This is a genomic window from Streptomyces albiflavescens, assembly GCF_014645835.1.
In the GTDB taxonomy this organism is placed as follows: domain Bacteria; phylum Actinomycetota; class Actinomycetes; order Streptomycetales; family Streptomycetaceae; genus Streptomyces; species Streptomyces albiflavescens.
Map to the genome: position 1 here is coordinate 678829 of NZ_BMMM01000001.1, position 26257 is coordinate 705085.

Below are 26257 nucleotides of genomic sequence, written 5' to 3' on the forward strand. Positions count from 1 at the left end.
ACGACGTGACGCAGCGGGAGATACCCGAGCAGTATCTGGACGGCTATGCCCGGATGCTGTCCGAGGTTTCGGCCACCGGCCGCCGCCTCACCCGCGACGAGATCGAGTCACGCCGCGTGCTCGGGGAACGTGCCGCCGATTCCGGCCACGGGCTGCGCGCGCTGGTCAGCGCACACCTCTCCGCCGCCCGCGCCGCCTGGCCCGCCACGCCCGCTTCCGCCGACAGCACGCTTGCCGCGATCCAGCAGGTCATAGACGCCTTCGCCGAGGGCTTCGAGCGGGCACAACTCCTCGCCGTACGACAGGAGGAGGCGGCCCGCCGCGAGTTCATCGACGACCTCCTCTACGGCCGCAGCGACCTGGGGCGCCTCGCCGAACGCGCCGAGCGCTTCGGGCTGCGCCTGTCCCACGCGCACGCCGTCGCGGTCGCGCAGGCCACGACGGCGTACGACGAGGCCGACCCGGTACCGCGCCGACTGGAGCGGGCCCTCATCGCCCGCTTCGGGGACCGCAACATCCTGCTCACCACCAAGGACGGCCGGATGCTGTGCATCGCCCCCGGCGACCAGGAGGACGCCCTCACGTACTTCGCCAAGCAGGCGTACGCGGCCACCGACGGCGGACGCGTCGCCATCGGCCGGCCCCAGCCCGGCCCCGGCGGGGTCGTCCAGTCCTACGAGGAGGCTCTGAACGCCCTCGAACTGGCGGAGCGGCTCGAACTCGACGACCCGGTGCTGCGCGCCGCCGACCTGCTGGTGTATCCCGTCCTCACCCGTGACCGCCAAGCCATGACGGACCTCGTCCTCGACACCCTCGGCCCGCTCACCACCGCCCGCGGCGGCGCCCAGCACCTCCTGGACACCCTCACCGCGTACTTCGACTCCGGCTGCGTCGGGACCGAAGCCGCCCGCCGCCTCTCCTTGAGCGTCCGCGCCCTGACGTACCGCCTGGAACGAATCCACAAACTCACCGGTGCCAATCCCGCCGACCCGGCCCACCGCTACGTGCTCCAGACCGCGGTCATCGGTGCCCGGCTTCTGGACTGGCCCGCCAGGGAATTGTGAGTCCCGACCTCGGCGGAAAGTGATGGTGGCCGACGGCGTCAGTCCGATTCCCACGGCCGTACTCCTCACGTTCGTTCAACTGCGCTGCCCGGTCGTGCGGTTGCCGCGCCCGCGCGCTCCGCGTCCGCCGTCAGGACCCCGCGCTGCGCTCCGCTGCGACCGGAAACACCTGGCAGATGGAAGTGCGGAGAGCTATGCTCCCCGCGATGACGACTCACTCTGTTGACAGATTGGGGGACCCGTCCGCGCAAGGTGAGTGCTGATGCTCACTCAGACCGCGAACAGGGATTCCCGCCCTTCCTTCTGGCTGCGCGTGCGCGAGTTCGCCGTGCCGCCGTCCATGATCGAGACCGCGACCGCCCGCCGTCGTATCGGGGACTGGGCCGGAGCGTGTGCCGCCGCAGGCATCGATGTCGATCTCAATCCGCGTTCCTTGGCGCGTACTCATGGCCAGGAACTCGCAGCCCAAGTCCGGGCCGATCTGCGCCATCTGGCTCCCGACCTGTTGCGCTGGCACATGCCGAGGATCGCTCCTGATGGATTGCTGCGCCCGGGTCTGACCATCTCTCTGGCTCGCTACGACACCGCGGGACGCCACGGCCCATGCCCGGTGCACCTCGTGGCCCGGACTCCGCCGGCTTGGGCGGACGGCGGTCAGCGCATCAGCCTCGCGCTGTGGGACGGATCCCGCTCCGAGGCCGATGCCTGCCGTCATCCCCATTCCCGCCCCCATCCCAGGTTCCGCCTCGACCTGCACCGCCACCTGTGGGACGCACGCAGGACCGACGAGCTGCGGATCCGGTCCGGGGCCGATCGGCCGCCCGCCGACGGCCGCCTTGTGCCGGACGCGGATCTGCTACGAACGGTGCCGCAGGGGTACCGCTGCGCCGTTGACCGGTGGGCGGCCGAGGCGGGAATGCTGCTCCACACCGAAGGACGGTCCACCGGCACCGTCACTGTGCGGTTGGGGGCCCGACATCGACTGGTCCTCGACCTCGTCGCGGACAGCGACGGCGCCGGACCGCCCGCATTGCGCATTGCGGCCGCCGCCACGGATGCCGGCGGCTCCGCGCTGCCCGTCCTGCCCGACGCGGCGACCTGGGTGCTGCCCGACCTGGAACTGATCCGCACCGGGTCGATCGAGGTCGAGGTCGATCGGCTGCACCCGCTGGTCGCTTCCGCATTGGTACCCGACTGTTCGCCGGCGGGTTCGCCTCGGGTTTCGGACCGGGCGGGGCAACCGCGCCTCGTGGAGTGCCGGGGAGCGCAGCACCGGATCGGCCTGGTCAACGGGGTACTGGCGCCGCTGGACCACGACCCTGCCGAGGTCCGGCGGGAGGAACTGCTGGCCGCGCTGACCGGCACTCCGCTGCCCTGCCTGCGGGCAATCGACGAGGCGCACCGCCATCCGGACTGCCTCATCGGCGTCCGTGAACGCCTGGACCATGGCGACACGGCTGGTGCGCTGGCCGTCGTCGAAGGCCTGCTGGGCCCCGGCGCGCTGCTGCGCACCGGCGCGCTGCGGGACGAATTGGAGGCGGCCGCACAGCGGCGGATCGCCTACGGACTGTTCAGGGCAGGCCTGGTCGGACCCGGCCCCGGTCGCATCCGGATCCACCCGGACCGTCGCCGTTCCCGTGACCGCCGTTCGCACCCGCGCCACGCGAGCACTCGCTGACGCGGGGACCTTCGTCTCCGCACCCACTCGGCTCACTACGAACCCAAAGGTGATCACACATGCCCACATGCACCCCGTCCGTCGCAACCGGCACCTCTTCCGCCCCGCCCCACCCCTCCCAACTCGACGTCGCCGGCGAGTTGCTGACCCTGCTGCGCAACACCGCCACCGAGCCGCGCCCCGACACCCAACTGGCGGCCCTGACTCTCGCCGTGGCCGCCGACCTGCCCGTACTCCTGTGGGGTGAGCCGGGGATCGGCAAGACCGCGGCCCTGACACAGCTCGGCGCGGCCTTGGACCTTCCGCTGACCACAGTGATCGCCAGTGTGCACGAGCCGTCCGACTTCTCGGGGCTGCCCATCATCGGCGACGATCCGGCGGAACACGGTGTCCCGATGGCCCCGCCGGACTGGGCCGTGCGCCTGGTACGGGCCGGTCGAGGGCTGCTGTTCCTCGACGAGCTGTCCACCGCTCCGCCGGCCGTTCAAGCCGCTCTGCTCCGCCTCGTCCTGGAGCGGCGGATCGGTGCCCTCCAACTGCCGCCCGGGGTACGGATCGTGGCTGCCGCCAACCCACGTTCCTCGGCGGCCGACGGCTGGGAGCTGAGCCCGCCTCTGGCCAACCGTTTCGTCCATCTTCAGTGGACCCACGACCACGAGGTCGTCGTACGCGGCCTCGGTGGGACGTGGCCCCGCGCAACCCTGCCACGGCTCGACCCGGAGAAGTTGCCGGAGGCCGTGGGCTTCGCCCGCCGCGCGGTGTGCGGACTCCTCACCGGCCGACCCAGACTCGTGCACCAACTGCCCAGCAGTGAGACGCGCCGGGGCGGCGCCTGGCCGTCGCCCCGGAGCTGGGAGATGGCCCTGCGCCTGGTGGCCTTCGCGACCGCGGCCGGCTCCTCCCGGGAGGTGCTCTCCCTGCTGGTCAGAGGCACCGTGGGAGACGGTCCGGGGCTGGAGCTCCTGGCCGGCATGGACCGGATGGACCTCCCGGACCCCGAGGTGCTCCTCGCCGACCCGGCCGGTGCCGCTCTGCCCGAGCGCGGAGATCTGCGTCAGGCCGTGCTGGACGGTGTGGTGGACGCGATCCGCAAGCGCCCGGACAAGACCCGCTGGGACGCGGCGTGGGCGCTCCTGGTCCGGGCGGTGGAGACCGGAGCCCCGGACCTGGTGGTCGTCCCCGCGACCACCCTCGCTTCGCTGCGCCAGGAGGACTGGGACGTCCCGGCGTCCATCGAGCGGCTCGCCGGAGTGGTGACCCTGTCCCGGCGAGCCGACCACGCGGCGGCCCGGACCACCGTCGCCGCGAAGGCGGGCCGATGATCGCGGACGCACCGGGGACACTCGACCTCGACAAGCTCTTCGCAGCCCGACTGCATGCCGCTCGGGCCCGGCCCTACTTGGCGACGGCCCTGTTCGCCCTGCACACCGTCGAGTCCCGACAGGTTCCGACCATGGCCGTCGACCGGCACTGGCGCTGCTACGTCTCGCCGGCGTTCGTGGATCGGACGCCGGTGGAGGAACTGGCCGGGGTATGGGTGCACGAGGTCTCGCACCTCCTTCGCGACCACCACGGGCGCAGTGACCGGGTAGCGCGGGAGCGCTCGTGGACCGGTCAGGGCGAACGACTGCGCATGAACATCGCCGCGGACTGCGAGATCAACGACGACGTGTTCGGCGACGGGCTGGTCCGGCCCAAAGGCGCTGTGCGACCGAGATCCTTGGGGCTTCCCGAGGGGTGGCTCATGGAGGACTACCTGCGTGAGCTCCGGATCGAGCCCCTTACGCCGAGCGCCGCCTGGTTGGACTGCGGCAGTGGAGCCGACGGGCTGGAGCGGGAGTGGGACCTGGGACCGGACGGCGCCCACGGCCTCAGTGAGCAGGAGCGGGACGCGGTCCGGTTCCGGGTGGCGCAGGGCATCGCCGGCCGCCCGGGCAACGCCTCGAAGGGGTGGCAGCGGTGGGCGGAGGAGGCGTTCCATCCGCCGCAGCCCTGGCGGGAGTTGCTGGGCGCGGCGGTCCGCTCGGCGGCCTGCGGCCCAGGCGTCGGCGAGGACTACACCTACGGCCGGCCGTCACGGCGCTCGGCCGGAGTACCCGGCGCCGTACTGCCGAGCCTTCGGCGCAGCCCGCCCCGGGTCTCCGTGGTCATCGACACATCAGGCTCGGTCAGTGACACCGAACTGGGCAGCGCGCTCCTCGAGGTTGCCGCGATCTCCAGCGCCGTGGGCGGTCGTCGGGACCTGATCACCGTGCTGCCGTGCGACGCGGCGGCCCGCATCGTGCACCCGCTGTGCCGCGGTGAGGGAATCCCGCTGATGGGCGGTGGGGGTACGGATCTTCGCACGGGCTTCGCCAAGGCGCTCCGAGCGAATCCCCGCCCCGATGTCATCGTGGTCCTGACCGACGGTCAGACCCCCTGGCCGGAGACGCGACCGGCGTGCCGGACGGTGGTGGGTCTGTTCCCCCGGCAGCGGGCAGCCGGGTCGTGGGACGAGGACGATCCCGATTACGTGCCGGACTCGCCGCCGGGCTGGGCACGTGTGGTGGTCATCGGGTCGGCTCCCGCCACTCGGTGAGACAGCGCGACGGGAAGATCACGGCTCCCGGTGCTCGTGCGACGCCAATTCCAGGGCCTCGGCCTCCGCCTCGGCCAGGCGCGCCTCGGCATCGACATCGATCGACCGGGTGAGCAGCCAGTAGAGCACCGCGGAGACGGGCAGGCCGATGAACAAGGAGATGTCCGCACCGCCGAGCGCATCGGCGGCAGGTCCGACGTAGAGCGTGCCCACGGAGAAGAACGGCACCATGACAACGAACCCGACCAGGTAGGCGATGATGCCGTGCCAGCCCCAGCGACCGTAGATGCCGTGCGGATTGAAGATCTCGGCGACCGCGTAGTGGCCACGGCGCACCACGTAGTAGTCCATGAGGTTGACCGCGGTCCACGGAATGAACAGGTAGAGCACCAGCAGCAGGAAGTTGTTGAAGTTCTGAAGGAAGTGGGCGGTGGCGGCGAGCGCACCCACCACGGAGAGCGCCGCGGTGAGGCCGATCGTCACGAGCCGTACGGCGAGGGTCGGCCGTACTCTCTTGAACGAGTCGATCGCGCTGATGAGCGTGAGGGACCCGCCGTACATGTTCAGCGCGGTCACCGAGACCAGTCCCAGGGCGGCGAACAGCAGCACGATCGCGCCGAACCCGCTGAATACCTTGTCGCCCGCGGCGTTGATCGAGCGGATCGTCTCGAAACCCTCGCCCGCCCACGCGGCGAGCAGCGCCCCGAGCATCATCAGCCAGATACCGCCGAGTGCCGACCCGAAGTACGTCCAGTAGAAGGTCTTGCGGACGGTCACGTCCGGAGGGAGGTAGCGGGAGTAGTCCGAGACGTAGATGGCCCAGCTGATCTGGTAGCCGGCGACCACGCCGAACTGCGCGAGGAACGGCGTCCACTGGAAGCCGCCGAGGTCGAAGGAGCCGGGGGGATAGTGCAGGGTGACCAGCACGCCCACCGTGAAGATCCCGAAGATGACCAGGAAGGTGTAGGTGAGGACCCGCTCGGCGCGGTGGATGACGTCGTAGCCCACCAGCGCGATGACGAACGCGATGAGGGTGACCACGACGACCCACAGCTTGACCCCGCCGTGCACCGTGGTGTGCAGGGCCTCGCCGGCCAGGATCGTGTTGAAGACGTTGAATCCGGCGTACTGCACATAGGCGAACAGCCACACCAGCAGGGCTCCGACGTAGCCGAACTGCGGCCGTGACTGGATCATCTGCGGCAGTCCCAGCTGCGGGCCCTGCGCGGAGTGGAAGGCCATGAAGAAGGTGCCCAGGATGGTGCCCGCGGCGATCGCGATCAGCGACCAGATGAGGTTGCCACCCTCGGTGATGCTGATCAGGCCCACCGCCAGTGTGGCGATCTGCGCGTTGGACATGAACCACAGAGGCCCCAGGTGCCACAGCTTTCCGTGCCGCTCGTCCAGGGGAACGTAGTCGATGGAGCGGATTTCCAGACCCGATACCCGTGGCTGTGATCCCGTGGTCACGAGTGCCTCCTTTGAGGGCATTCACCATACGGTGAGAATATTCATCGCATATGGCCACGTTCAGCCCCCGGGCCACACCGGTCAAGGAGGGCCGTACCGGCCGGTGTGTCCGGCCGGCCTGCACTCCTCCGCGTCCCGGGCCGCCTGCCGGAGCGGCACCGATGAGCCACGAAGTGATAACGGGCGACAACCGTAGGGAAGTTGCCGTGGTCTAGCCCACCATGAAGATCTCTTTCCTGCTCCACAACGCCTACGGAATCGGAGGCACGATCACCACCACGTTCAACCTGGCCCACGCACTGGCCGAGCGCCACGAGGTGGAGATCGTCTCCGTGCTGCGGCACCGGGAGCACCCGACCTTCACCCTTGACTCGAGCGTGTCGCTGCGGCCGCTGGTGGACCTCAGGCATGAGCGGCGGCATCCGTTACAGCTGAGACCGGCGAGGGTGTTCCCACGCGCCGAGTACCGGTACCGGCAGTACAGCGAGTTGACCGACCAGCGGATCGGCGACTGCCTGGCCACGATCGACGCCGACGTGGTGATCGGAACCCGGCCGGGGCTCAATGTGCATCTCGCGCTCCAGGCTCCGCGACACGTCGTACGCATCGGGCAGGAGCACCTCACTCTGGACAACCATCCGCCACAGCTGCGCAACACGTTGCGCCGGGCCTACCGCCGGCTCGACGCGCTCACCACGGTGACCGAGGCGGACGCCGCCGCCTACCGGCGCAAGATGAGGCTGCCCGGTGTACGGGTGGAGACACTCCCGAACAGCGTGCCTGATCCCGCGCTCCCCGCCGCGGACGGCACCGCGAAGGTGGTCGTCGCGGCAGGCCGGCTGGTCCCGGTGAAGCGGTACGACCTGCTCATCGAGGCCTTCGCCGTGGTCGCCGCCGAACGCCCGGACTGGCAGTTGCGCATCTACGGCAAAGGGGAGCAACACGATCGGCTGCGCGAGCTCATCGCGGACCTCGGTCTGTGGAACAACGTCTTCCTGATGGGCGCGGCGGCTCCCATGGAAGCGGAGTGGGTCAAGGGCTCGATCGGTGCGGCCGCCTCCGACTTCGAGCCGTTCGGCATGACGATTGTCGAGGCGATGCGCTGCGGCCTGCCGGTGGTGAGCACCGACTGCCCCTACGGACCCGGCGAAATCATCGAGGACGGGGTCGACGGCCGGCTCGTGCCGGTCGGGGATCGTGACGCCCTGGGCGCGGCCCTGCTGGAGCTGGTCCGTGAGGACGACCGGCGCCGCGATACGGGCCGAGCGGCCTTGGAGAACGCGCGGCGGTTCGCTCCCGGCCCTGTGGTCGAGCAGGCCGAGCGCCTGTTCGCCGAGGCGGTCTCGGCGAGAAGGACGGGGCGACGGGTCGTGCAGGGACGCGCCGGCGCGCGCCGCGTCCTCGTCAGTCAGGGCTTCGCCGCCCGCGACGCCGCGCTCACCGCGGCCGGCAGCGCGCTGCGCAGGGTACGGAGGGGGCGGCCATGAGCAGGGACGACGGTGCGCAACCACGCGTGGGCTGCATGGTCGATACGGACGGCCGCATTACCTTCGACCTGCCGCCGCGGTGGCCCGAGGGCGGGCAGTTGCTGCTGGGGCTGCGTCCGAAGAAGGGGCAGCCCGAGAAGACCGTTCACGTCCTCGACCTGGAGGCCACCGACGAGGGTCGCCGGCGCGCCGTCCTGGGCGCGAACCCCGTTCTCACGGAGGGCCGGTGGGACGTGTACCTGGTCCCGGAACCGGGATCCCCGCGGCTACGTCTGCGCCCCGGTCTGCGCGACCTACGCGCCCTCGTCGACGGATACCTCCATGACCGGCCGTCACCGCTGGCCGTGCGCATTCCCTACGTCACCAAGGACGGCCATCTCGCGGTACGGGCCTGGTTGCGCCCCGCCCACGCGGAGGTCGACGGCATCAACGTCACGGACCGGTCGATCACGGTCGGCGCACGCCTGCACGGCGCCACGCTCCTGGAGGGAGCGGTGGTATGCCTGCGCCTGCGGGGCGGCAACGGCACCCAACGCACCGTGGAGCCCCGGGCCGGACAGGACGGCCGCAGCTTCTCCTTCACCGTCGACCACGAGGAGTTGGCCGCCGGGACGAGCACCGGGAGCGGTGTCTGGGACGTCTTCATACAGCCCGCGGCCAACGCACCTCTCATCCGGGTCGCCCGTCTCCTCGACGACGTGGCGGACCGCAAGGAAGTGTTCGTCTACCCGACGGTCACGCTCGGCGGCGCCGCCCTGCGCCCCTACTACACCGTCGACAACGACCTCTCCGTGACGGTGGCGAAGGCAGGTTGAGGCTCCGCCGGCAGCCTGCCTGGACCCAGGCAGACGATCAGTACTCCAGTTCACGGCACAGGGGGCCGCCGACCGCGTGGATCCCCGGCCGCCGCCGCGGCCGCCCCGAACGCCGAGCCGTCAGGGAGTCGTCAGCCGCCGCGACGGATCCGGGCGGCCTTGCGGGCCTCTGCAGTCAGGCGGGCCTCCGCGGAGCGGCGTGACTCGCCACCGGCGCGACCGGGCCGACCGGTGCGTGTCCCCAGACCGCGGAAGGGGGCACCGCCTCGCTTCGGGCGCTCCGCGACCGGCCCGCTGCCGCCGACCGGGACGCCGGAGGGAGCCTGGGCGCCGGTGATGCGGCTCAACTCGGCCTCGCCCGAGCGGACCTGGGTGACCTGCGGCCTGATGCCGGCGTCGGACATCAGACGGGCCATGTCCCGGCGCTGGTTGGGCAGGACCAGCGTCACGACACTGCCGGACTCACCGGCCCGTGCGGTACGGCCGCCGCGGTGCAGGTAGTCCTTGTGATCGCTGGGCGGATCGACATTGACGACGAGGTCGAGGTCGTCGACATGAATGCCACGGGCCGCGACGTTGGTTGCCACCAGCGCCGTGACGTCGCCGGACTTGAACTGTGCCAGGGTGCGGGTCCGCTGGGGCTGCGACTTGCCACCGTGCAGCGCCGCGGCCCGTACGCCGCTGCTCAGCAGGTGCTTGGTGAACTGGTCGACGGCGTGCTTGGTGTCCAGGAACATGATCACGCGCCCGTCACGGGCGGCGATCTCGGTGGCGGTGGCGTACTTGTCCGCGCCGTGCACCTGCAGCACGTGATGCTCCATCGTGGTGACCGCGCCCGCCGAGGGGTCGACCGAGTGGACGACCGGATCGTGGAGATAGCGACGGACCAGGAGGTCGATGTTGCGATCCAGCGTGGCCGAGAACAGCATGCGCTGGCCGTCGGGGCGCACCTGATCGAGCAGTTCGGTGACCTGAGGCATGAAGCCCATGTCGGCCATCTGGTCGGCCTCGTCCAGGACGGTGATGTTCACCCGGTCCAGACGGCAGTCCCGGCGCTCGATGAGATCCATGAGCCGGCCGGGAGTCGCGACGACGACCTCCGCCCCGGCGCGCAGTGCGCCCGCCTGCCTGCCGATCGACATGCCGCCGACCACGGTGGCCAGCCGCAGCTTCAGCAACCGGGCGTAGGGGGTGAGCGCATCGGTGACCTGCTGGGCCAACTCGCGGGTGGGCACGAGGACCAGGGCCAGTGGCTTCCGGGCGTCGGCACGCTGTCCAGCCGTGCGTACAAGGAGCGCGAGGCCGAAAGCGAGGGTCTTGCCCGATCCGGTGCGCCCGCGCCCCAGCACATCGCGGCCCGCGAGGGAGTTCGGCAGTGTGGCGGCCTGGATCGGGAACGGTTCGTTCAGGCCGAGGCCGGTGAGCATCTCCAACAACTCGACCGGCATGTCCAGTTCACCGAAGCTCGCCACCGCGGGGAGGGCCGGGGTGACGGTGACAGGCAGCGCGAACTCCCCTTGCGGTGCGGAGGGGCGGCGCCCGGTGCCGCCCGAGCCGACGCCGGGGCGCCCTTGACCCTGCGCCCGGAATCGGGCTCCCCGGTCGGTCCCGAAACGGTCGTTCGGACGAGCTGAGCGGTTCATGGAGAACCTTCCTCGATATGGCGCGCATCGAGGAATTCTCGGCATACATGAGCCGAACGAATTGCAAGAACGAGCCGAACGTAAGATTAAGAGAAGCAGGCCACATGACCCCGCACCAAGAAAAGTGCAAACCCCACAAAGAGCCACAAGTCACTTTGGGTGTTTACGGGAGCCGCAGCCGCAACTCGGGCAATTTTAGCACGGTGCACACATCCGGAAACGACGGCACTATTTTCCGCCCGCAATGCGCTGACCACGCACGATGCGAATTCTGAATCGACAGAACAAGATCATCCAGCCCCTTCTCGAGGCCGGACCTGTCACCGCCGGCGGGTCGCGGCGGCTCACGCCGCCACCGAGTTGAACACGGCTCAGCAACGGATGCCGCATGGCCGACAATCCACGTCAGCACCTCCTTGTGACGGGGATCACAGGAACTCCTCGACGCGGTCGGACGGTAAATGACATGCGAGGATTCCGCGGGCTGCGGAGCGGTGGGAGTACAACCCTTGCTCGCGGTCGGGGGTCTCCCTTGGTCGGTGTGGCCCAAACCTTTCGCGCTCCGCTCACGAATCGACACAAGGAGATCCGTTGACGACCGCCACCCCGTGGCACTCGGGCCGTCTGATGCCGAATTCAGTGCCTTCCGAGCTCCGCACCCCAGCACACGAGGGTACCGCGACACAGCATGCGTTGCGGCTCGACATCCAGGGGCTTCGTGCCCTTGCGGTCTCGTTGGTCGTTCTCTCCCACGCCGGAGTGAGCGTGGTCGGCGGGGGTTATGTCGGTGTCGACGTCTTCTTTGTGATATCGGGCTTTTTGATCACCTCGTTGTTGTCGCGCGAACTCCGCGCCACGGGCGGTATCTCGGTCCGGAAGTTCTACGCCCGCCGGGCGTTGCGCCTGCTCCCGGCATCGACACTCGTCGTCGTCACCACGCTCGGCGGTGCCTGGCTGTTCCTGTCGAAGATTCGTTTCGCGGACTACGTGGGCGATGCCCTCAGCAGCGCTCTCTACGCGGTGAACCTTCGGCTGGCGATCAACGGCACGGACTACCTCGCCCAGGGGAGCCCGCCGTCACCGTTCCAGCACTTCTGGTCGCTGGCCGTGGAGGAGCAGTTCTATCTGCTGTGGCCGCTGCTGCTCCTGCTCAGCTGGAAACTGGCCCGGCGACGTGCACTTCTGGTGGCGCCGCTCGTCGCGCTCTGCCTGGTTTCCTTCGGGCTGAGCGTGTCCGTGACGGAAAGCTCGCCGCCCTGGGCGTACTTCGGTCCGCACACCCGTGTCTGGGAACTGGGCGTCGGGTCCCTGCTCGCGCTGTTCGTCGCCCGGCTGGAGCAGCTGCCCCCCACACTCTCGGCGCCGATGACGTGGACCGGCCTGGCCTGCGTCGTGCTGTCGGCGCTCCGGTTCGACCAGGACACCCCGTTCCCCGGGTATCACGCGCTCCTGCCGGTTGTCGGAGCCGCGCTCCTCCTGGCCGGCGGCTGCTCGCCGGCCCGGTTCGGCGCCGGACGGCTGCTCTCGCGACAGCCGTTGGTCTGGCTCGGCGGGCTGTCGTACGGCTGGTACCTGTGGCATTGGCCGCTGCTGCTCATCGGACCGATCGCGCTGGGCCGACCTGCCACCGTGCGACTGGCGCTGGTACTCAGCGCGATCGCCCTGCTCCTGGCGTGGGCCACTGTGCACCTGGTCGAGAATCCGGTGCGGTTCCACACGGCGTTCCGCGGTCGGCACGGCCGGGCACTGGGGCTGGGCCTCGGCCTGTCGGTGGGCGCCGCCGTGCTGTCCTTGATCGCGGCGGCCTTCCCGCCCGCAATCGACTCCGGTGCGCCCGCGCCCACGCTGAAGGGCACTCTCGCGACCGCGCCGGACGCGAAGTCGCGTCTGACAGAGCTCCTGGATGCCTCGGAGACGCGCCTCCCGAGCAACCTCGCACCGGCACTGACCAAGATCAAGGACGCGAAGTCCGCGATCTATCGGGACGGGTGCCACGTGAACTACGCGAGCACGCGGACGCCGACGTGCGTCTACGGGAGCCGCTCCGCGGACAAGGTCGTCGTACTCTTCGGCGATTCCCACGCGGCCCAATGGTTCCCGGCGCTGAACCGGCTCGCGCAGGCGCACCGGTGGAAGCTGGTTTCGCTGACCAAGGCATCGTGCAAGGTGGCCGCGGTGACCATCATCCAGGGCGGCAAGCCGTACGTGTCATGCGACGCATGGCGCAGCAGAGCGCTCGCAAAGATCAAAGATCTCCGTCCCTCGCTGGTGATCGTCTCGTCGTCGGATGCGGGCGATCCGGCACAGCCGATGAGCAATCCCCTTCAGGGTTGGACCGCGGGATTCCGGGACACGTTCCGGACGCTCGCGGGCACCGGTGCCCAGGTGGCCGCCATCCTCGACACTCCTTGGCCGAAGGGTGACGCGGTCGACTGCGCGGCTCTGCATCCGCTGCGGCTGGGGCGCTGTACGAACCACGTCCCGCAGGCGATCAGGGACCAGACCCGCACCGACGCCATCAAGGAGGCGGCAAGGTCGACCCACACCGCGGTGATCGACCCGGAGCCCTGGCTGTGCACGCGCGAGGGCACCTGCCCCGTGGTCGTGGGGGACACATTCGTCTACCGCGACGACAGCCACATGGCCGAGGCCTACGCCGAGGCCATCGCTCCCGTGGTGGGCGATCGTCTCTCCGAGCTCTTCGGCACAGACCTGGAGCGAACCGGGCTCCGGTGACACGGGGAATGGTCTTCGGCACCCATGCCAGAAGCGGCTCGCCGAAGGCGTACGGCGGGGCTTCGGTTCGCGGTGCGTTCCCTGCCGGGCTCCGGCGCCGCCGAACGCGCGGCGACCGGCAACCGGCTTCGCCGGACCCTGCGACGGCCGGGCTCCCTTCGATCACCTGGCGCGGGGCGTCCACCGTGCCCCGCCGAAGGCCGGACAGGGCAGCGCCTCATGGGTCGGAGGGCTCCGCTCCCCTTCGGCGGCCCTAGGGGGTTTCTGATGGATCTCCGCGGCGTCGCGACGCCCGGCACGCACTCTCGCCGCACCGGACAAAAGCCCTAGTAGCTCCTCCCCCACGCTCGGCTTCGCTCGCGCGGGGGGACCCCCATCGAGGACTTCCGCCCGGCACGCCGAGAGCACGCACCGAACGCCGCTCCTTCTTCCACGGAGATCCATCAGAAACCCCCTAGGCGCCCGGCGTGTGCGCCGCCCGCGCCGACATTGCGGGCATCCGCCGGGTGGGGAAAATTGATCTCATGACGGTACGGGGCATCGCCGATGCGGGCGTCGCGTCGGGGGGCCGGTTCGGCGAGCCGGCGGCGGCCCCCGCCGATGGCGAACTCGTCGCCGGCATCTCGACCGGGTGGCCGGCGTCGAGACCGGGGTGCCGCTCCAGGCGGACACACTCGTCCCTGGCTTCTCGGTCGGCAAGGGCGTCGCTGCCACCGTCGTCGTGCTGCTCGTCGAGCGCGGCGTGAGCAGGGAGCCCGACATGCCCGCAGCAGACTCCGAGGTGGAGGTACTGATCGTCGGTGGCGGGCCGGTCGGGCTCACCGCCCGAGCGCTGCTGGAACGTTGGGGCGTACGGGCCTTGCTGGTCGAGAAACACGGCGAGCTGTCACCGTTTCCCCGGTCCCGGCTGGTCAACGCGCGCTCGATGGAGATCTACCGTCAGCTCGGGCTCGCTGCCACGATCACGGCGAACGCGTTCGCACCGGAGTTCGGCCGCATCCGCTTCCGCGACACCCTGCACGACCGCGACTTCGCCGCAGCGGCGATGGTCGGGATCAACGCGCCGATCGCCGAAAGCCCCGTGCTCGGTGTGGTCACCTCGCAGGATCGCTTGGAGCCCACCCTGCTCGGCGCAGCGGACGGGCAGGTGCGGTTCGGGGTCGAGCTCATCGACCTGGCCGAAAGAGCCGACAGCGTGGTGGCCCTGCTCGTCGACCACCGGCGCGGTGAGGAGAGGCGCGTCCGTGCCCGTTATGTACTCGCCGCCGACGGTGCGAACTCCACCGTCCGGCAACGGCTGGGAATCGACACCACCGGCCCCGGAGCCATGGCGGCCTTCACCACCGTCGTGTTCGACGCCGACCTCAACCGCTGGTGCGCCCACCAGCCCGCCGGGGTCTACTTCACCGCGCACGGATCATTCGCCCCGCTCTACCCCGAAGGAGGCTGGGCCTGGTTCGGTCCCACACCGGAAGACGCTGCGCGCGCCGACTGGTCCGACCTCGTCTCGCGCGCACTCGGCCCCAGCGCGGAAGTACGAGCCGACGTGTTGCGGGTTCAGCACTGGGTGATGAACGCGTTCGTCGCCGAACGGTTCCGTCACGGCCGGATCCTGCTGGTCGGCGACGCCGCGCACGCCATCCCCGTCTTCGGCGGCCTGGGTATGAACACGGGCATCGCCGATGTGCACAACCTGTGCTGGAAACTCGTGGGGGTACTTCGCGGGTGGGCCGGACCAAGCCTGATCGAAACCTACGAAGCGGAACGACAACCCCTCGCCCACCTGACTCTCCGCCAAGCAGTGGCCAACACTCAACTCGCGCTCCACGTACAAAGCCGACGCCGCGAGCAGCGCCTGACCGGCGAAGCACCACCGGCCCAGATCGAACTGCCCTGGTCGGACCGGTTCTTCGCCCAACTCGGTCTCGTGCTCGGCGTCACCTACCACTCCGGCGCCGTCCTCACCGACGGAAGCGAGCCACCCGAGCTGTCCGACGTAGGCACGGACTATGTCCCCACCGCTGAGCCGGGCCACCGCATGCCACACCTCTGGCTCACTCACCACCGCTCCACACTGGACGCCGTCGGCGAATGGTTCACCCTGCTCACCCCGGATCCCCCCTACTGGAAGCGGCAAGCCACCGCACCCTGGCCACTGCACGTCGAGCCCCTTCCCGACGCGCACACCGACCTCTGCGGCCTCGGCCCACACGGAGCACTGCTCATCCGGCCCGACGGCCACATCGGCGCCCGCTGGCGCGACCGTCCACCCATCGGCTCTCCCCTCCACCAGGCCCTGACCGCCATGACGGGCTCGACACCTCCCGCATAGCCCGGCCCCCACGGCCAGGCACCTCACCCGAGGTGGCCGAGCCGCACCTGGCGGTCCGGGGCATCCCGATGCGTATCCGCGAAACTCCGTTGAGGCACCCTTACGGGGACAGGGAGACACCTCCCGTGACGACCGGCCGGTCGAGATCACCGTACGCGTCGACACCGCCACGGCCCGCTGACCACCCCGAGCCACTCCTCGACAGGAGCCTTCGTGAACTACGACATCGCCGCCGTCCGCGCGCAGTTCCCCGCCCTCACCGCTGGCATCGCCCACTTTGACGGCCCGGGTGGGACGCAGACCCCCCAACCCGTCATCCAGGCCATCAGCGACGCATTGGCGCACCCGCTGTCCAACCGGGGTCAGGAGGTGGCCGGGGAGCGCAACGCCGAGACCATCGTCAGCGAGTCCCGCCAAGCCATGGCGGACCTGTTGGGGGCGGACCCGTCCGGGATCGTCTTCGGCCGCAGCTCCACCCAACTCACCTACGACTTCTCCCGCACCCTCGCCAAGACCTGGTCGCCCGGGGACGAGGTGGTCGTCACCCGACTCGACCACGACTCCAACATCCGCCCCTGGCTCCAGGCCGCCGAACTGTCCGGTGCCATCGTCCGATGGGCCGACTTCGACCCCACCACGGGTGAACTACCTCTGGAAGCCGTCCGAGCCGTACTCTCCGAGCGCACTCGGCTGGTCGCGATCACCGCTGCCTCCAACCTGATCGGCACCCGTCCCCCCATCGCCGAGATCTCCCGTCAAGTGCACGAGGTGGGAGCGCTTCTGTACGTCGACGGCGTGCACTACGCCGCCCACTCCCTGGTCGACGTCGAACAGTTGGGCGCCGACTTCTTCGTCTGCTCCCCCTACAAGTTCCTCGGCCCTCACCACGGTGTCCTCGCCGCCCGGCCCGAACTGCTCGAGAGCCTGCACCCCGACAAGCTGCTCCCCTCCACCGATGTGGTTCCGGAGCGCTTCGAACTCGGCACTCTGCCTTACGAGTTGCTCGCCGGAACCAGCGCCGCCGTCGACTTCATGGCCGGCCTCGACGCCGACGCCACGGGTACCCGCCGAGAGCGTCTGGCGTCCGCGTTCGCGGCACTTGGAACGCACGAAGAGACCCTGCGGGCACAGCTCGACAAGGGTCTCTCGGCGTTCGAACAGGTCACGGTGCACTCCCGGGCGGCCGACCGCACGCCGACGCTCCTGCTCACCTTCGAACGCCACAGCACAACGGACGCCTACCGCTTCCTGGCGGAGCGTGGCGTCCACGCCCCCTCCGGGTCCTTCTACGCCCTCGAAGCCTCCCGCCGACTCGGGCTCGGAGACACCGGTGGCCTCCGGGTCGGCCTCGCGCCGTACAACAACACCGAGGACGCCGACAGGCTCTTGGAGGGACTCGCGAACTTCCTGACGCCCTGAGCCGACGTGTCCGACTCCAGCTCACGGCTTGGTGTCGTGATCGGCCGGGGGCCCTTCCTCATCGGCGCGGGCGGCCCGACGGACACGACGCAGTTCGACGGCGAAGGCCACGGCCGAGGCACCGAACAGGACCGCGGTGATCGCCAGCCATCGGCCGAGGTAGACGTCCTGGGTCAACGCGGTGTCGCCTTCGTAGGGGACCGCCAGTTCGAGGATCAGGGGGAACCACACGAGCAGCAGTACGCCGGACAGGAAGGTGGGTACGCGCAGGTAGTTGATCCACGGCACCTGCGGTACGGGGTCGCCGCGATGCCGCAGCACGAAGTGGGCGGAGAGGTCGGCGACCGAGTACAGGGGCAGCAGGATCAGGTCATGGAGGATCGCCGCCCCCACGAACCAGATCGCCACCTCGATCGGCCGGAAGGCGAACAGGCGCACCATCGCGTAGCCGGTGAGGGCGAACGAACAGATCAGCACAAGGAGATGCAGGGGCCCGGAGCCGTACCAGCGGACGAAGCGTGCCATGGTCACGTCCTGAACGTGAGACGGCGGACCCACTTGGTGTTGTTCACACCCGGGTTGGCCGGAACGATGATGCGGGCGGGATAGCCGTGGTCGAGCGAGAGATCCGCGCCGTTGACGTGCAGGGCGAGCAGCGACCGCGGGTCGTGGATCTGGTTGCCGCGCAGGACCACCCTCCTGAAGGGGCCGGAGGATTGGACCGATTCCACCAGGACGCTTCCCGCATCGGGAAGGCCGGCCATGGCGGCGAGATCGGCCAGGCGCAGGCCGCTCCAGTGCTGGTCGGCGGTGGACCACCCCTCCACGCAGGCGATCGGCAGTGCGGCGGTGTGCCGGCGCATCGCGAGAAGCTGCTCGCGCGCGAGGACCAGTGCCGGCCCCTGTCCGTGCACCTCCAGTCGCCAGTTCGGGCCGACATCGGCCGCGGAGACACCCACGGCCGCGGCTGTCTTGTTGATCTGGAAGCCGTTCGGTCCACCACCTGGATTGCGGTTGTGCGGGGCGAGCAGGGCGGTGGTGCGCAGTCGGCCCCCGATACTCTGCCCTGCGGTCACCACGAGCAGGAGCAGGGATCCCGCTCCTACCATCGCCAGGGCGCCGCGCCGCGTCATGCTCGGCGCGTCGGGTGCGGTCGCCACCAGGCCATCGGGGTCGGGCGGCTCGGGCCGGGTGTGGGCGAGGTCGGTGCGCAGTTCGGTGACCAGATCGCGAGAGCGCAGGGCGCGTCTCATCCGACCGAGCTTGAGGCAGACGTGGACGACGAAGGCCGCGATGAACACCCAGGCGCCGTAGAAATGCAGGCGGTAGAAGGAGCCCGGGAAAACGTAATGGAGCTGGATGTTGAGGATCCCGGTGACGAATTCGAAGATGACGCCACCGACCAGCATCAGCAGGGACAACCGCTCCAGGCCGTGGGCGACGCTGCGGATCGGCAGCCACGTGAACAGCTTGGGGATGACCGACCACAGCTTGGCCAGCAGTACCGGGACGAGAACCACCCCAAGGGTGACGTGCACGCCCTGGACGAGCCGGTACAACCAGTAGGGATGCGTGGGCCAGTCGAAGAGGTAGAAGCCCAGCAGGCCCTTGTCGGGAGTCTTGTCGTTGAGCCCGCTCAGATCGGGGTTGTACGCGGCGTAGGACAGCACGCCGGTGACGAAGAGCACCGGAATGCCGACCAGCAGCACCAGGCCGAACACCGACGTCAACCACGGTCCGCGGAGGGGACTGCGCCAGAACCCGGGGCGGAAGGGTCCCGGAGGCGGAGGCGTCTGCCCGACCCGCTCGGCAATGGCCCGGACACGAGTGCCGGCCGCGGCGACAAGACCCGCCGCAGCGGCGACGGTCCGCTTCAGGCGCCGCCGCGGGTGCCCCCCGTCGGGCCTCGGGCGCTCCGGTCCTCCGCGTGAACCAGACTCCGGCGGCCGTCCGCCACTGCTCATCAGCCGTCTCCTCCACGCGGCGCCGCGCCCTCACCGACGGACGGCCCACCGCAAGACCCTCTTGCGACGCATGACTGGTGAAACCCCTACAAAATGTCACCGACTCACCCGAGGGCACACCCGTGTCGTGATCGCGGCTCCCGCTGATAGTCGTACGGCCGCACCCCACCAGCCGAACGGCGCAACCCGGCCCGCAGACAATCGCGACATGGAACAGTGCGCGCCCCGACGCCCACGCGCCGACCGACGATGATGGTGTGCAAGGTGGAGCAACACCGAAAGACAGCGCCGACCGGCCCAGCCACTCATCCCTGACCTGGGAGATCGGCTGCTTCCTGGTCATCGGCGCCGCCTCGACGGTGGCTCAGGCCCTGCTCTACTGGGTGCTGCGCGGCTGGTGGCCACCCGCCCTGGCCAATGTGGTCTCGCTGCCGACGGTCACCGTCCTCAATACCGAGGTCAACCGCCGGCTCACCTTCCGCAGGTACCCCGTGCCGGCCATGCGTGCACACCTCGCCGCGGGCGGCCTGTTCGTCCTGGCCTACCTCACCACCTCGGCCGCGGTCCTGATCTTCCGTCACTTCCGCCCCACGGCCTCACGTGTCGCCGAGACGCTCGCACTCGTCGGAGCCTTTGCGTTGGTGACCGTTTTGCGCTTCACCGTGCTGAGGATCGCGGTCTTCCGCCACCGCGTCCGCTGACAACGCCCGGCCCTGCCGGCGCCTCGAGTGTCTTCCGGTCATGGGGACCGAACCAACTGCAGCAAAGTCCTGACCAAGTCCGCCGTAGAGTTGCGCCGCACCACGCGCATCGCCTGAGCGACCGGTCAGCTCGTCCAACTCGATGCGTGCCGCGATGGCCTCTGGATGGGTGGGCCCGTGCTGGATCCGCACCTCACGAGCGCGCCGCTCGGTCTGTCGAATACGGCCCAGAAACCGGTATTCACGTGGGGCACGGCGGCCCCCGCCACGATCTGGTGAACCCGCGCAGACTGCTCCTTCATCCGGCTACGGAGCCCGGCTGCTCAGCGGCCTGCCGTCCCGGCCTGCGGCTTGGCGGTGCTGGACGGCCTGGTCGCCGCCACCATGCTCACGATGGGCCGGCTGCTGCCGACGCCTGACCGCCCCGCGTTGCGCACCGCTTTGCGCTCGTCGAGCTCCATCGCTCCCGGGGCGCGCATCATCAAAGGAGGGGAGACCATCGACGAGGAGTGGCGATGAGGTTGTCGTTCCTTGAACCCCTCTACGCGGAGCCGGGCCCGTTCGCCTCCGTGTACCTGGACACCTCCCGAAACGTCGAGCATCCCGACCGGGCGATCGCGCTGCGCTGGCGGCGGCTGCGCGAGAGTCTGTCCCGTCAGGGCTCGGACCGAGCGCTGCTGAACGTACTGGAGGAGGTGGTCGGCGCCGACACAGAGGTGCCGGGGGTGCACGGTCAGGCCATCTTCGCCGCCCACGGCACGCTCGTCCTGGACGGGGAGCTGCCCAGGCCGCCCGAGCACGACTCCGCGCGCTACAGCACCCTGCCGGACGCGATGCCCCTGGTCACCCAGCACGTTCCGGAGATCCCCTACATGGCCGTAGTCGTCCACTACGGCGGCCTTCCGACCGCCGAGACCCACGGCTGGGTCACTCTGGAGGCGGAGACCGGCATCTGGCCCGCGTCCACCGTCACCCCAGGTGAGCGGCTGCACTGCAGGGTCGCGGTGGCGACCTGGCACCGCACCTCCCTCCGGCTCGGCCACCGGCTGGACGAACGGGCGCGGCGCGCCCATGCCGACGCCGTCGTCGTGGGCGGGAACGAGTGGGCGTGCAACGTACTGATCCGCCGCCTGCCGCACACCCTGCGGGACAAGGTCGTACGCGTGGGCGGCCGGACCCCCACCGACACCGGACGCGCCCTGTTGGAGCCGCAGCTCGACGGCGTCTTCCGCGGCCGCATGGCCGCGCACGACCGCGAACTCGTGGACATCTTCATCGGCCGGCGTGCCCTGGACGGACCCATGACGGAGGGGCTGGCCGCCACCGTCGCCGCCCTCCAGCGCGGCCAGGTCGCGGCACTTCTGCTGAACCGACCCCCAGGGTCTTCGCTGCGGCTCTGGGCGGGCTCCCAGCCCACTCAGCTCGCCCTGACCGAGGCGGAACTGATGTCCTTCGGCGTGCGGGCCCCGCACGAGGAACGCGCCGACGAGGCCCTCGTCCGGGCCCTCGTCGGCACCGGCGCCGAGCTGGTCGTCGTACCGGAGAGCGAGCTGAGGCTGTACGAAGGCGTGGGCGCCCTGCTGCGGTACACCGACCCGGGGACCCCGTCCTGACTCCGACGCGCTGCGCCTCCCGGATCACGGGGCCCCTTGCGCCCGACCGCCCCGGATCGCGCCGCGCGCGAAACATGCCGACACTGGGCTGGAGCGGCAGCGCGGCGTATGAGCGGCGGATGGGGCACATGGACAGGAGCAGGAGCGGCGCGGAAGGAGACGGACGTTTCGATCACCCCGCCCAAGACCTGGGCGGTAGGCGTGCCGGCGGTGGCCAACCCGCTGCGGTACTCCCTGGAGCAGACGACGGTCCGCCGTACGGCGCTGACGCTGCTCAACCTCAACCAGACCGAAGGCTGCGACTGCCCGGGCTGCGCCTGGCCGGAACCGGACCCCGCTCACCGGCACCGCAACGAGTACTGCGAGAACGGCACCAAGCACGTGAGCAACGAGGCGACGTCGGGCGGCGAGCAGGATCACGCCGCGCGGCTTCTGGAACGCACCACGAGCGGGGCCACCGGCGCCACCGCCACGGCTCCGCGGTCCGATGATCCATGAAGGAACCCCCGAGGACCTGGTCCGCGCGGCCCATGCCGTGGGCGTGACCGACGCCCGTCTCCTGGAGGCCGTACGGAGCGTCCCCCGGGCGGAATTCGTCCCCGCGGACGAGGTGGCATCCGCGTACCGGGACACGCCCGTTCCGCTCCCCCACGGGCAGGTGACCACCCAGCCCTCGCTGATCGCCATGATGGTCTCCGCGCTCGGCCTCACCGGAGACGAACAGGTCCTGGAGGTCGGGACCGGATACGGCTGGCAGACCGCGCTGCTGGCCCGCTTGGCCGCGTATGTCGTCAGCGTCGAGCGCTGGCCCGACCTGGTCGACGAGGCCCGTCTGCGGCTGGCCGGGCAGGGTGTCGGCAATGCCGAGGTCGTACTCGGCGACGGGACCCTCGGGATGCCGACCCGTGCCCCGTACGACGCCGTCATCGTCTGCGCGGCCTTCCCGCGCGTGCCCGAGCCGCTCGTGGATCAGCTCCGCACCGGTGGCCGGCTCGTCCAGCCGATCGGGCAGGGCGGGCAGGAGCGCGTCGAGCTGTACGAGCGGCGGCCCCACAACCTGGTGCACCGCAGGACGGTCACCGCGGCCCGGTTCGTCCGGCTGTACGGCGCCCATGGCTACGACCAGCGGTGACGCGCTCAGCGCTGATAGGTCCCGACCAGGGTGCCGGAGGCCAGCTCCCTGCCCTTCAGGGCACGGTGCACGTCCTCGACGCCCGGGTGGCCGTGCAGCGGCAGCGGCTCGGACAGGGCGTACAGGCGGAAGAAGTAGCGGTGCGGCCCGTGCCCCGGTGGAGGCATCGGCCCTCCCCAGCCCACGCGGCCGAAGCCGTTGGGCCACGGCCGGCCCCCCTGGGGCTTCTGGCCCTCCGCCGCCCCGGTGGTCCCCGGATCGATGCCGGTCACCAGCCAGTGCAGGAAGGTCGTCCCCGGCGCGTCCGGGTCCTCGCACAGGAGCACCAGCTCCGTGGCCTCCTGGGGCACCCCCGACCAGGTCAGGGGCGGTGAGATGTTCTCACCCTCCCCGCTGTACCGACGGGGGATCACCGTTTTGTCGTCGAACGCTGTGCTGCTGAGTTCAATTCTGCTCATGCGTGCCGCCATACCCGCAACCGCGGCACCGGCACCGGTCCGCACCCCAAAACCCCCGCTCGGCCGAGCCCACCCGGGCCGCCTCCGGAAGCGGGGGTGAAGATGGCAGTGTGCCGACAAGGATCCTGATCGAGGGCCGCCCTGGCGCGGGCAAGACGACCGCCCTGCGTCGGCTGGCCGCGCTGCTGCCCACCCACGCGGCCACCGGCTTCACCACGGAGGAGATCCGGCAATCCGGCGCCCGCGTCGGTTTCGCCATGGAGACCCTGGCAGGCCGACGGGAAGTGCTCGCCCATGTCGACCTGCCCGGTCCGCCACGGGTGGGGAAATACGGCGTCGACCCGGGCGTCATGGAACGACTGGCGCTGCCGTCGCTTCGGCCGGCAGCAACCGAGGAGGCAACAGGGCGGCTCGTGCTCATCGACGAGTTGGGGCGGATGGAACTGGCGTGCACGGCGTTCCGGCACGCGGTCGACGCGCTGTTCGTCGCCGAGGTCGACGTCGTCGCCACGGTCCACACGCACCGCGATCCGTTCACCGACGCCCTCAAGCGGCGCGCCGACATCGAGGTCGTTCAGCTCACTCCGGCAAATCGGGACGTCCTGCCGGGGGAGCTCGCGGCCCGGCTGCAGCAGCCCCGGACGCACAATAGGCCTCCTTCTCACGGATGAGAGACCGGCCTCCGGCCTGCTGAAAGCAGAGTCGGGGCGACAGGATGTGAAGTCTCCCGGTCGGTGCGACCGGCGGCGCCCACTACCAAGGGTCAGTGCCTGCCCACCGAGTACGCGGCCGGCATCGCCGTCACCACCCGGTGCGGCGCCCGCCCCTCGCCGGCCGCCCGCTCTTTGGGTCGACGGAGCGCAGGCCTTCCATGCGGTTCAGGCGCAGCTGGACGTCGCGCTCGACAGCGGCCGGGCTGAAGGAGTGCCCGGCCCCGACCGCCTTGACCCGCAGCCCGTCGCGGACCGCATCCCGGACCGCGTCGGCCACCTCGGCCGTGCTCCCCGGCGTCCGTACGCACGCGGGCCGTGCCTCCTCGTTCCCCGCCCAGTTGCGCCATACCCCGGCCATTCCGGCTCGGGTACGAGTTCGGCATCCGGGATCCGCTGGAGCGCATACGGAATCCGCGTGCGCCTGGCGGGCGGCTCAACCGCGCTGAGCACGGATGAGGTCGCGGTACCACGCGAAAGACGCCTTCGGGGTGCGGACCTGGGTGTCGTGGTCGACGTGGACGAGACCGAAGCGCTGGTGGAAGCCCTCGGCCCATTCGAAGTTGTCCATCAGGGTCCAGGTGAAGTAGCCACGCACGTCCACGCCGTGGGCCACGGCGGCGTCGACGGCCTGAAGATGGGTGTCCAGGTAGTCGATGCGGTCGAGGTCGAGGACGGTGCCGTCCGCGTTGACGACGTCCTCGACCGAGCAGCCGTTCTCCGTGATGTAAACCGGCGGGAGTGCCGGGTATCGCTCCTTGAGGCCGACGAGCAGTTCCCGTAGGCCGTCGGGGACGACGGGCCAGTCGAAGGCGGTGCGGCGGTAGCCCTCGATGGGGGCCTCTTCGAATGGCAGCCCCTCGGACGCCGGCGCCTGGATCCGGGTCGGGTTGTAGTAGTTGATGCCGAGCGCGCCCAGGGGGGCCGAGATCAGTTCGAGATCGCCGTCCCGGACGGAGCCGCCGAGGGTGGCGTCCGCGCCGAAGGCCGACAGGTCGGGGTAGGTGCCCGTGAGGATCGGGTCGTTGAACAGGCAGTTGTGCAGGTTGTCATAGGCCCGCGCGGCGGCGCGGTCGGCGGGAGCCTCCGAGGCGGGCCAGACCGGGGTGCAGTTGTTGGCGATCATCACCTGGAAGCCGCGTGCCCGCAGCTCCCTCAGCGCCAGGCCATGGCCGAGCAGCTGATGGTGGGCGACCGGCAGGCAGTCGAGGAACAGGGTGCGGCCCGGCGCGTGGGTGCCGAGGCCGTAGCCCCAGACCATGTGGATGAACGGCTCGTTGAGGGTGATCCACTTCTGGACGCGGTCGCCCAGCCTGTCAGCCATGACGGCGGCGTACTCGGCGAAGCGGTGCGCGGTGTCGCGGTTCAGCCAGCCGCCGCCGTCCTCGAGGCCCTGTGGGAGGTCCCAGTGGAACAGGGTCGGGACAGGTTCGATGCCGCGTGCGAGCAGACCGTCGACCATCCGGTCATAGAAGTCCAGGCCCTGGAGGTTGACCTCACCCTTGCCGGTCGGCTGGATCCGGGGCCAGGCGATGGAGAAGCGGTAGCCGGTGAGGCCCGCCTCAGCCATCAGCGCGAGGTCCTCCTCGTACCGGTGGTAGTGGTCGCAGGCCACGTCACCGGTGTGCCCGTCGCGGATCGTGCCGGGGCGGGCGGTGAAGGTGTCCCATACCGACGGTCCGCGACCGTCCTCCTTGGTGGCGCCCTCGATCTGATACGACGCCGTCGAGGCGCCCCAGATGAAGTCCGCGGGCAGATGGTCCAGTGTCACGTCTAACCTCCTGAAACATGAGCAAGGCTCACGTTAGCCCGTTCGGTGGGATGATGGAAGCGTGAATCAAGACCGCACTGCAGGGACCCTCCGCCGGCTGCCGGTCCAGAAGCGCAGCGCTGAACGCTTCGAACGGCTGCTGGACGCCTGCGCCGAACTCCTGGACGAGGTCGGCTATGCCGCGCTGACCACCAAAGAGGTGGCACGCAGAGCCGGGGTGCCCATCGGCACCCTTTACCAGTTCTTCTCCGACAGGGAGGGGCTGATCGGCGCGCTCGCCGCCCGCAATCTGGAGGCATTCCTGGGGCGGGTCGCGGCCCGGTTGGAGCGCGAGGCGCCCGACGGCATCTCGGGCATGGTGGATGTGACCGTCGACGAGTTCGTCGCCATGCGCCGGACGATCACCGGTTTCGGCGTGGTCGACTTCGGCGCGGCGGGACAGGACCACATCCTGGAGCCGACCCTGGACAACAACACCGCGGTCGCCGGAAGGCTGCGCTCACTGACCGCCTCCCTGACCGGTGTCCAGGACAACGCCGAACTTGAGATCGCTGTGCGGGTGGCCCTGGAGTGCGCGGACAGCGTGCTGAAACTGGCCTTCCGTACCGATCCGCAGGGCGACCCCCAACTGATCGCCGAGTGCAAACAAGTCCTCAACAGCTACCTCAACGGCCGACTCCGGTGAC

At 70.1% G+C, this 26257-nt stretch carries 22 protein-coding genes and 1 pseudogene; 16 read left to right on the forward strand and 7 right to left on the reverse strand.

What is annotated here, in order from left to right; translation table 11 throughout:
- Positions 1-5: 5 nt before the first annotated feature.
- The 4 genes from IEY95_RS02870 (at position 6) to IEY95_RS02885 (ending at position 5320) form a co-directional block, all read left to right on the forward strand.
- A complete protein-coding gene (locus IEY95_RS02870) occupies positions 6-1064 on the forward strand; it encodes a PucR family transcriptional regulator (protein ID WP_189184194.1) in 1059 nt (352 codons plus the stop codon).
- A 262-nt stretch (positions 1065-1326) separates the two neighbouring features.
- Positions 1327-2742, forward strand: coding sequence for a hypothetical protein (locus IEY95_RS02875; protein WP_189184195.1), 1416 nt, complete (start codon positions 1327-1329; stop codon positions 2740-2742).
- Positions 2743-2801: 59 nt separating this feature from the next.
- Positions 2802-4064 carry an AAA family ATPase gene (locus IEY95_RS02880; RefSeq protein ID WP_189184196.1) on the forward strand — a complete coding sequence of 421 codons (1263 nt, stop codon included), beginning with the start codon at positions 2802-2804 and terminating at the stop codon, positions 4062-4064.
- Positions 4061-5320, forward strand: a complete 1260-nt coding sequence (locus IEY95_RS02885; protein WP_189184197.1) for a vWA domain-containing protein — start codon at positions 4061-4063, stop codon at positions 5318-5320. The genes IEY95_RS02880 and IEY95_RS02885 overlap by 4 nt, the downstream gene beginning before the upstream one ends.
- 18 nt (positions 5321-5338) lie before the next feature.
- Here the strand turns inward: IEY95_RS02885 and IEY95_RS02890 are convergent, their stop codons facing one another.
- On the reverse strand, positions 5339-6790 hold the full coding sequence (locus IEY95_RS02890; protein ID WP_229702524.1) for a purine-cytosine permease family protein: 1452 nt from the start codon (positions 6788-6790) through the stop codon (positions 5339-5341).
- 221 nt (positions 6791-7011) lie between these two features.
- Here IEY95_RS02890 and IEY95_RS02895 point away from each other — a divergent pair, with 221 nt between their 5' ends.
- Positions 7012-8277 (forward strand): glycosyltransferase family 4 protein, encoded by a 1266-nt coding sequence (locus IEY95_RS02895; RefSeq protein WP_189184199.1) that lies wholly within the window; start codon positions 7012-7014, stop codon positions 8275-8277.
- A complete protein-coding gene (locus tag IEY95_RS02900) occupies positions 8274-9092 on the forward strand; it encodes a hypothetical protein (protein ID WP_189184200.1) in 819 nt (272 codons plus the stop codon). Before IEY95_RS02895 ends, IEY95_RS02900 begins: the two co-directional genes overlap by 4 nt.
- 131 nt (positions 9093-9223) lie before the next feature.
- Here IEY95_RS02900 and IEY95_RS02905 read toward each other — a convergent pair whose 3' ends face one another.
- Positions 9224-10735, reverse strand: coding sequence for a DEAD/DEAH box helicase (locus IEY95_RS02905; protein WP_189184201.1), 1512 nt, complete (start codon positions 10733-10735; stop codon positions 9224-9226).
- Positions 10736-11428: 693 nt separating this feature from the next.
- Here IEY95_RS02905 and IEY95_RS02910 point away from each other — a divergent pair.
- From IEY95_RS02910 to IEY95_RS02920, 3 genes are all read left to right on the forward strand, one after another.
- Positions 11429-13471, forward strand: coding sequence for an acyltransferase family protein (locus tag IEY95_RS02910; RefSeq protein ID WP_229702525.1), 2043 nt, complete (start codon positions 11429-11431; stop codon positions 13469-13471).
- 631 nt (positions 13472-14102) lie between these two features.
- A complete protein-coding gene (locus IEY95_RS02915; RefSeq protein WP_189184202.1) occupies positions 14103-15803 on the forward strand; it encodes an FAD-dependent monooxygenase in 1701 nt (566 codons plus the stop codon).
- Between the two features lie 213 nt (positions 15804-16016).
- Positions 16017-17222, forward strand: a complete 1206-nt coding sequence (locus tag IEY95_RS02920; protein WP_189184203.1) for a cysteine desulfurase-like protein — start codon at positions 16017-16019, stop codon at positions 17220-17222.
- Positions 17223-17243: 21 nt separating this feature from the next.
- On the opposite strand, the gene IEY95_RS02925 is transcribed toward IEY95_RS02920, so the two are convergent.
- Both IEY95_RS02925 and IEY95_RS02930 read right to left on the reverse strand, forming a co-directional pair.
- The gene (locus IEY95_RS02925) at positions 17244-17747 is read right to left on the reverse strand and encodes a hypothetical protein (RefSeq protein WP_189184204.1); all 504 of its coding nucleotides are present in this window, start codon (positions 17745-17747) and stop codon (positions 17244-17246) included.
- 2 nt (positions 17748-17749) lie between these two features.
- Positions 17750-19186, reverse strand: a complete 1437-nt coding sequence (locus IEY95_RS02930; RefSeq protein WP_189184205.1) for a molybdopterin-dependent oxidoreductase — start codon at positions 19184-19186, stop codon at positions 17750-17752.
- Positions 19187-19443: 257 nt separating this feature from the next.
- Between IEY95_RS02930 and IEY95_RS02935 the strand changes: the two genes are divergently transcribed.
- The 5 genes and pseudogenes from IEY95_RS02935 to IEY95_RS02955 all read left to right on the forward strand — a co-directional run bounded on the left by IEY95_RS02935 (position 19444) and on the right by IEY95_RS02955 (position 22632).
- Positions 19444-19887 (forward strand): GtrA family protein, encoded by a 444-nt coding sequence (locus IEY95_RS02935; protein WP_229702526.1) that lies wholly within the window; start codon positions 19444-19446, stop codon positions 19885-19887.
- A gap of 351 nt (positions 19888-20238) precedes the next feature.
- The gene (locus IEY95_RS02940; RefSeq protein WP_189184206.1) at positions 20239-20406 is read left to right on the forward strand and encodes a hypothetical protein; all 168 of its coding nucleotides are present in this window, start codon (positions 20239-20241) and stop codon (positions 20404-20406) included.
- Entirely contained in the window at positions 20403-21500 is a 1098-nt protein-coding gene (locus IEY95_RS02945; protein ID WP_189184207.1) for a baeRF2 domain-containing protein, read from the forward strand. Before IEY95_RS02940 ends, IEY95_RS02945 begins: the two co-directional genes overlap by 4 nt.
- 108 nt (positions 21501-21608) lie before the next feature.
- A pseudogene (locus IEY95_RS02950) lies at positions 21609-21902 on the forward strand (hypothetical protein); the annotation flags it as partial.
- 85 nt (positions 21903-21987) lie between these two features.
- Positions 21988-22632 (forward strand): protein-L-isoaspartate(D-aspartate) O-methyltransferase, encoded by a 645-nt coding sequence (locus tag IEY95_RS02955; RefSeq protein WP_189184208.1) that lies wholly within the window; start codon positions 21988-21990, stop codon positions 22630-22632.
- Between the two features lie 5 nt (positions 22633-22637).
- Here IEY95_RS02955 and IEY95_RS02960 read toward each other — a convergent pair whose 3' ends face one another.
- The gene (locus IEY95_RS02960; RefSeq protein ID WP_189184209.1) at positions 22638-23090 is read right to left on the reverse strand and encodes a YbhB/YbcL family Raf kinase inhibitor-like protein; all 453 of its coding nucleotides are present in this window, start codon (positions 23088-23090) and stop codon (positions 22638-22640) included.
- A gap of 110 nt (positions 23091-23200) precedes the next feature.
- On the opposite strand from IEY95_RS02960, the gene IEY95_RS02965 reads away from it, so the two are divergent.
- On the forward strand, positions 23201-23761 hold the full coding sequence (locus IEY95_RS02965; protein WP_189184210.1) for a nucleoside-triphosphatase: 561 nt from the start codon (positions 23201-23203) through the stop codon (positions 23759-23761).
- A gap of 130 nt (positions 23762-23891) precedes the next feature.
- Here the strand turns inward: IEY95_RS02965 and IEY95_RS02970 are convergent, their stop codons facing one another.
- Complete coding sequence (locus IEY95_RS02970) at positions 23892-24161, reverse strand: FAD-binding protein (RefSeq protein WP_189184211.1); 270 nt, start codon at positions 24159-24161, stop codon at positions 23892-23894.
- Positions 24162-24236: 75 nt separating this feature from the next.
- Positions 24237-25571 (reverse strand): GH1 family beta-glucosidase, encoded by a 1335-nt coding sequence (locus tag IEY95_RS02975; protein ID WP_189184212.1) that lies wholly within the window; start codon positions 25569-25571, stop codon positions 24237-24239.
- A 61-nt stretch (positions 25572-25632) separates the two neighbouring features.
- On the opposite strand from IEY95_RS02975, the gene IEY95_RS02980 reads away from it, so the two are divergent.
- Complete coding sequence (locus tag IEY95_RS02980; protein ID WP_189184213.1) at positions 25633-26256, forward strand: TetR/AcrR family transcriptional regulator; 624 nt, start codon at positions 25633-25635, stop codon at positions 26254-26256.
- The last annotated feature ends 1 nt before the right edge of the window (position 26257 follow it).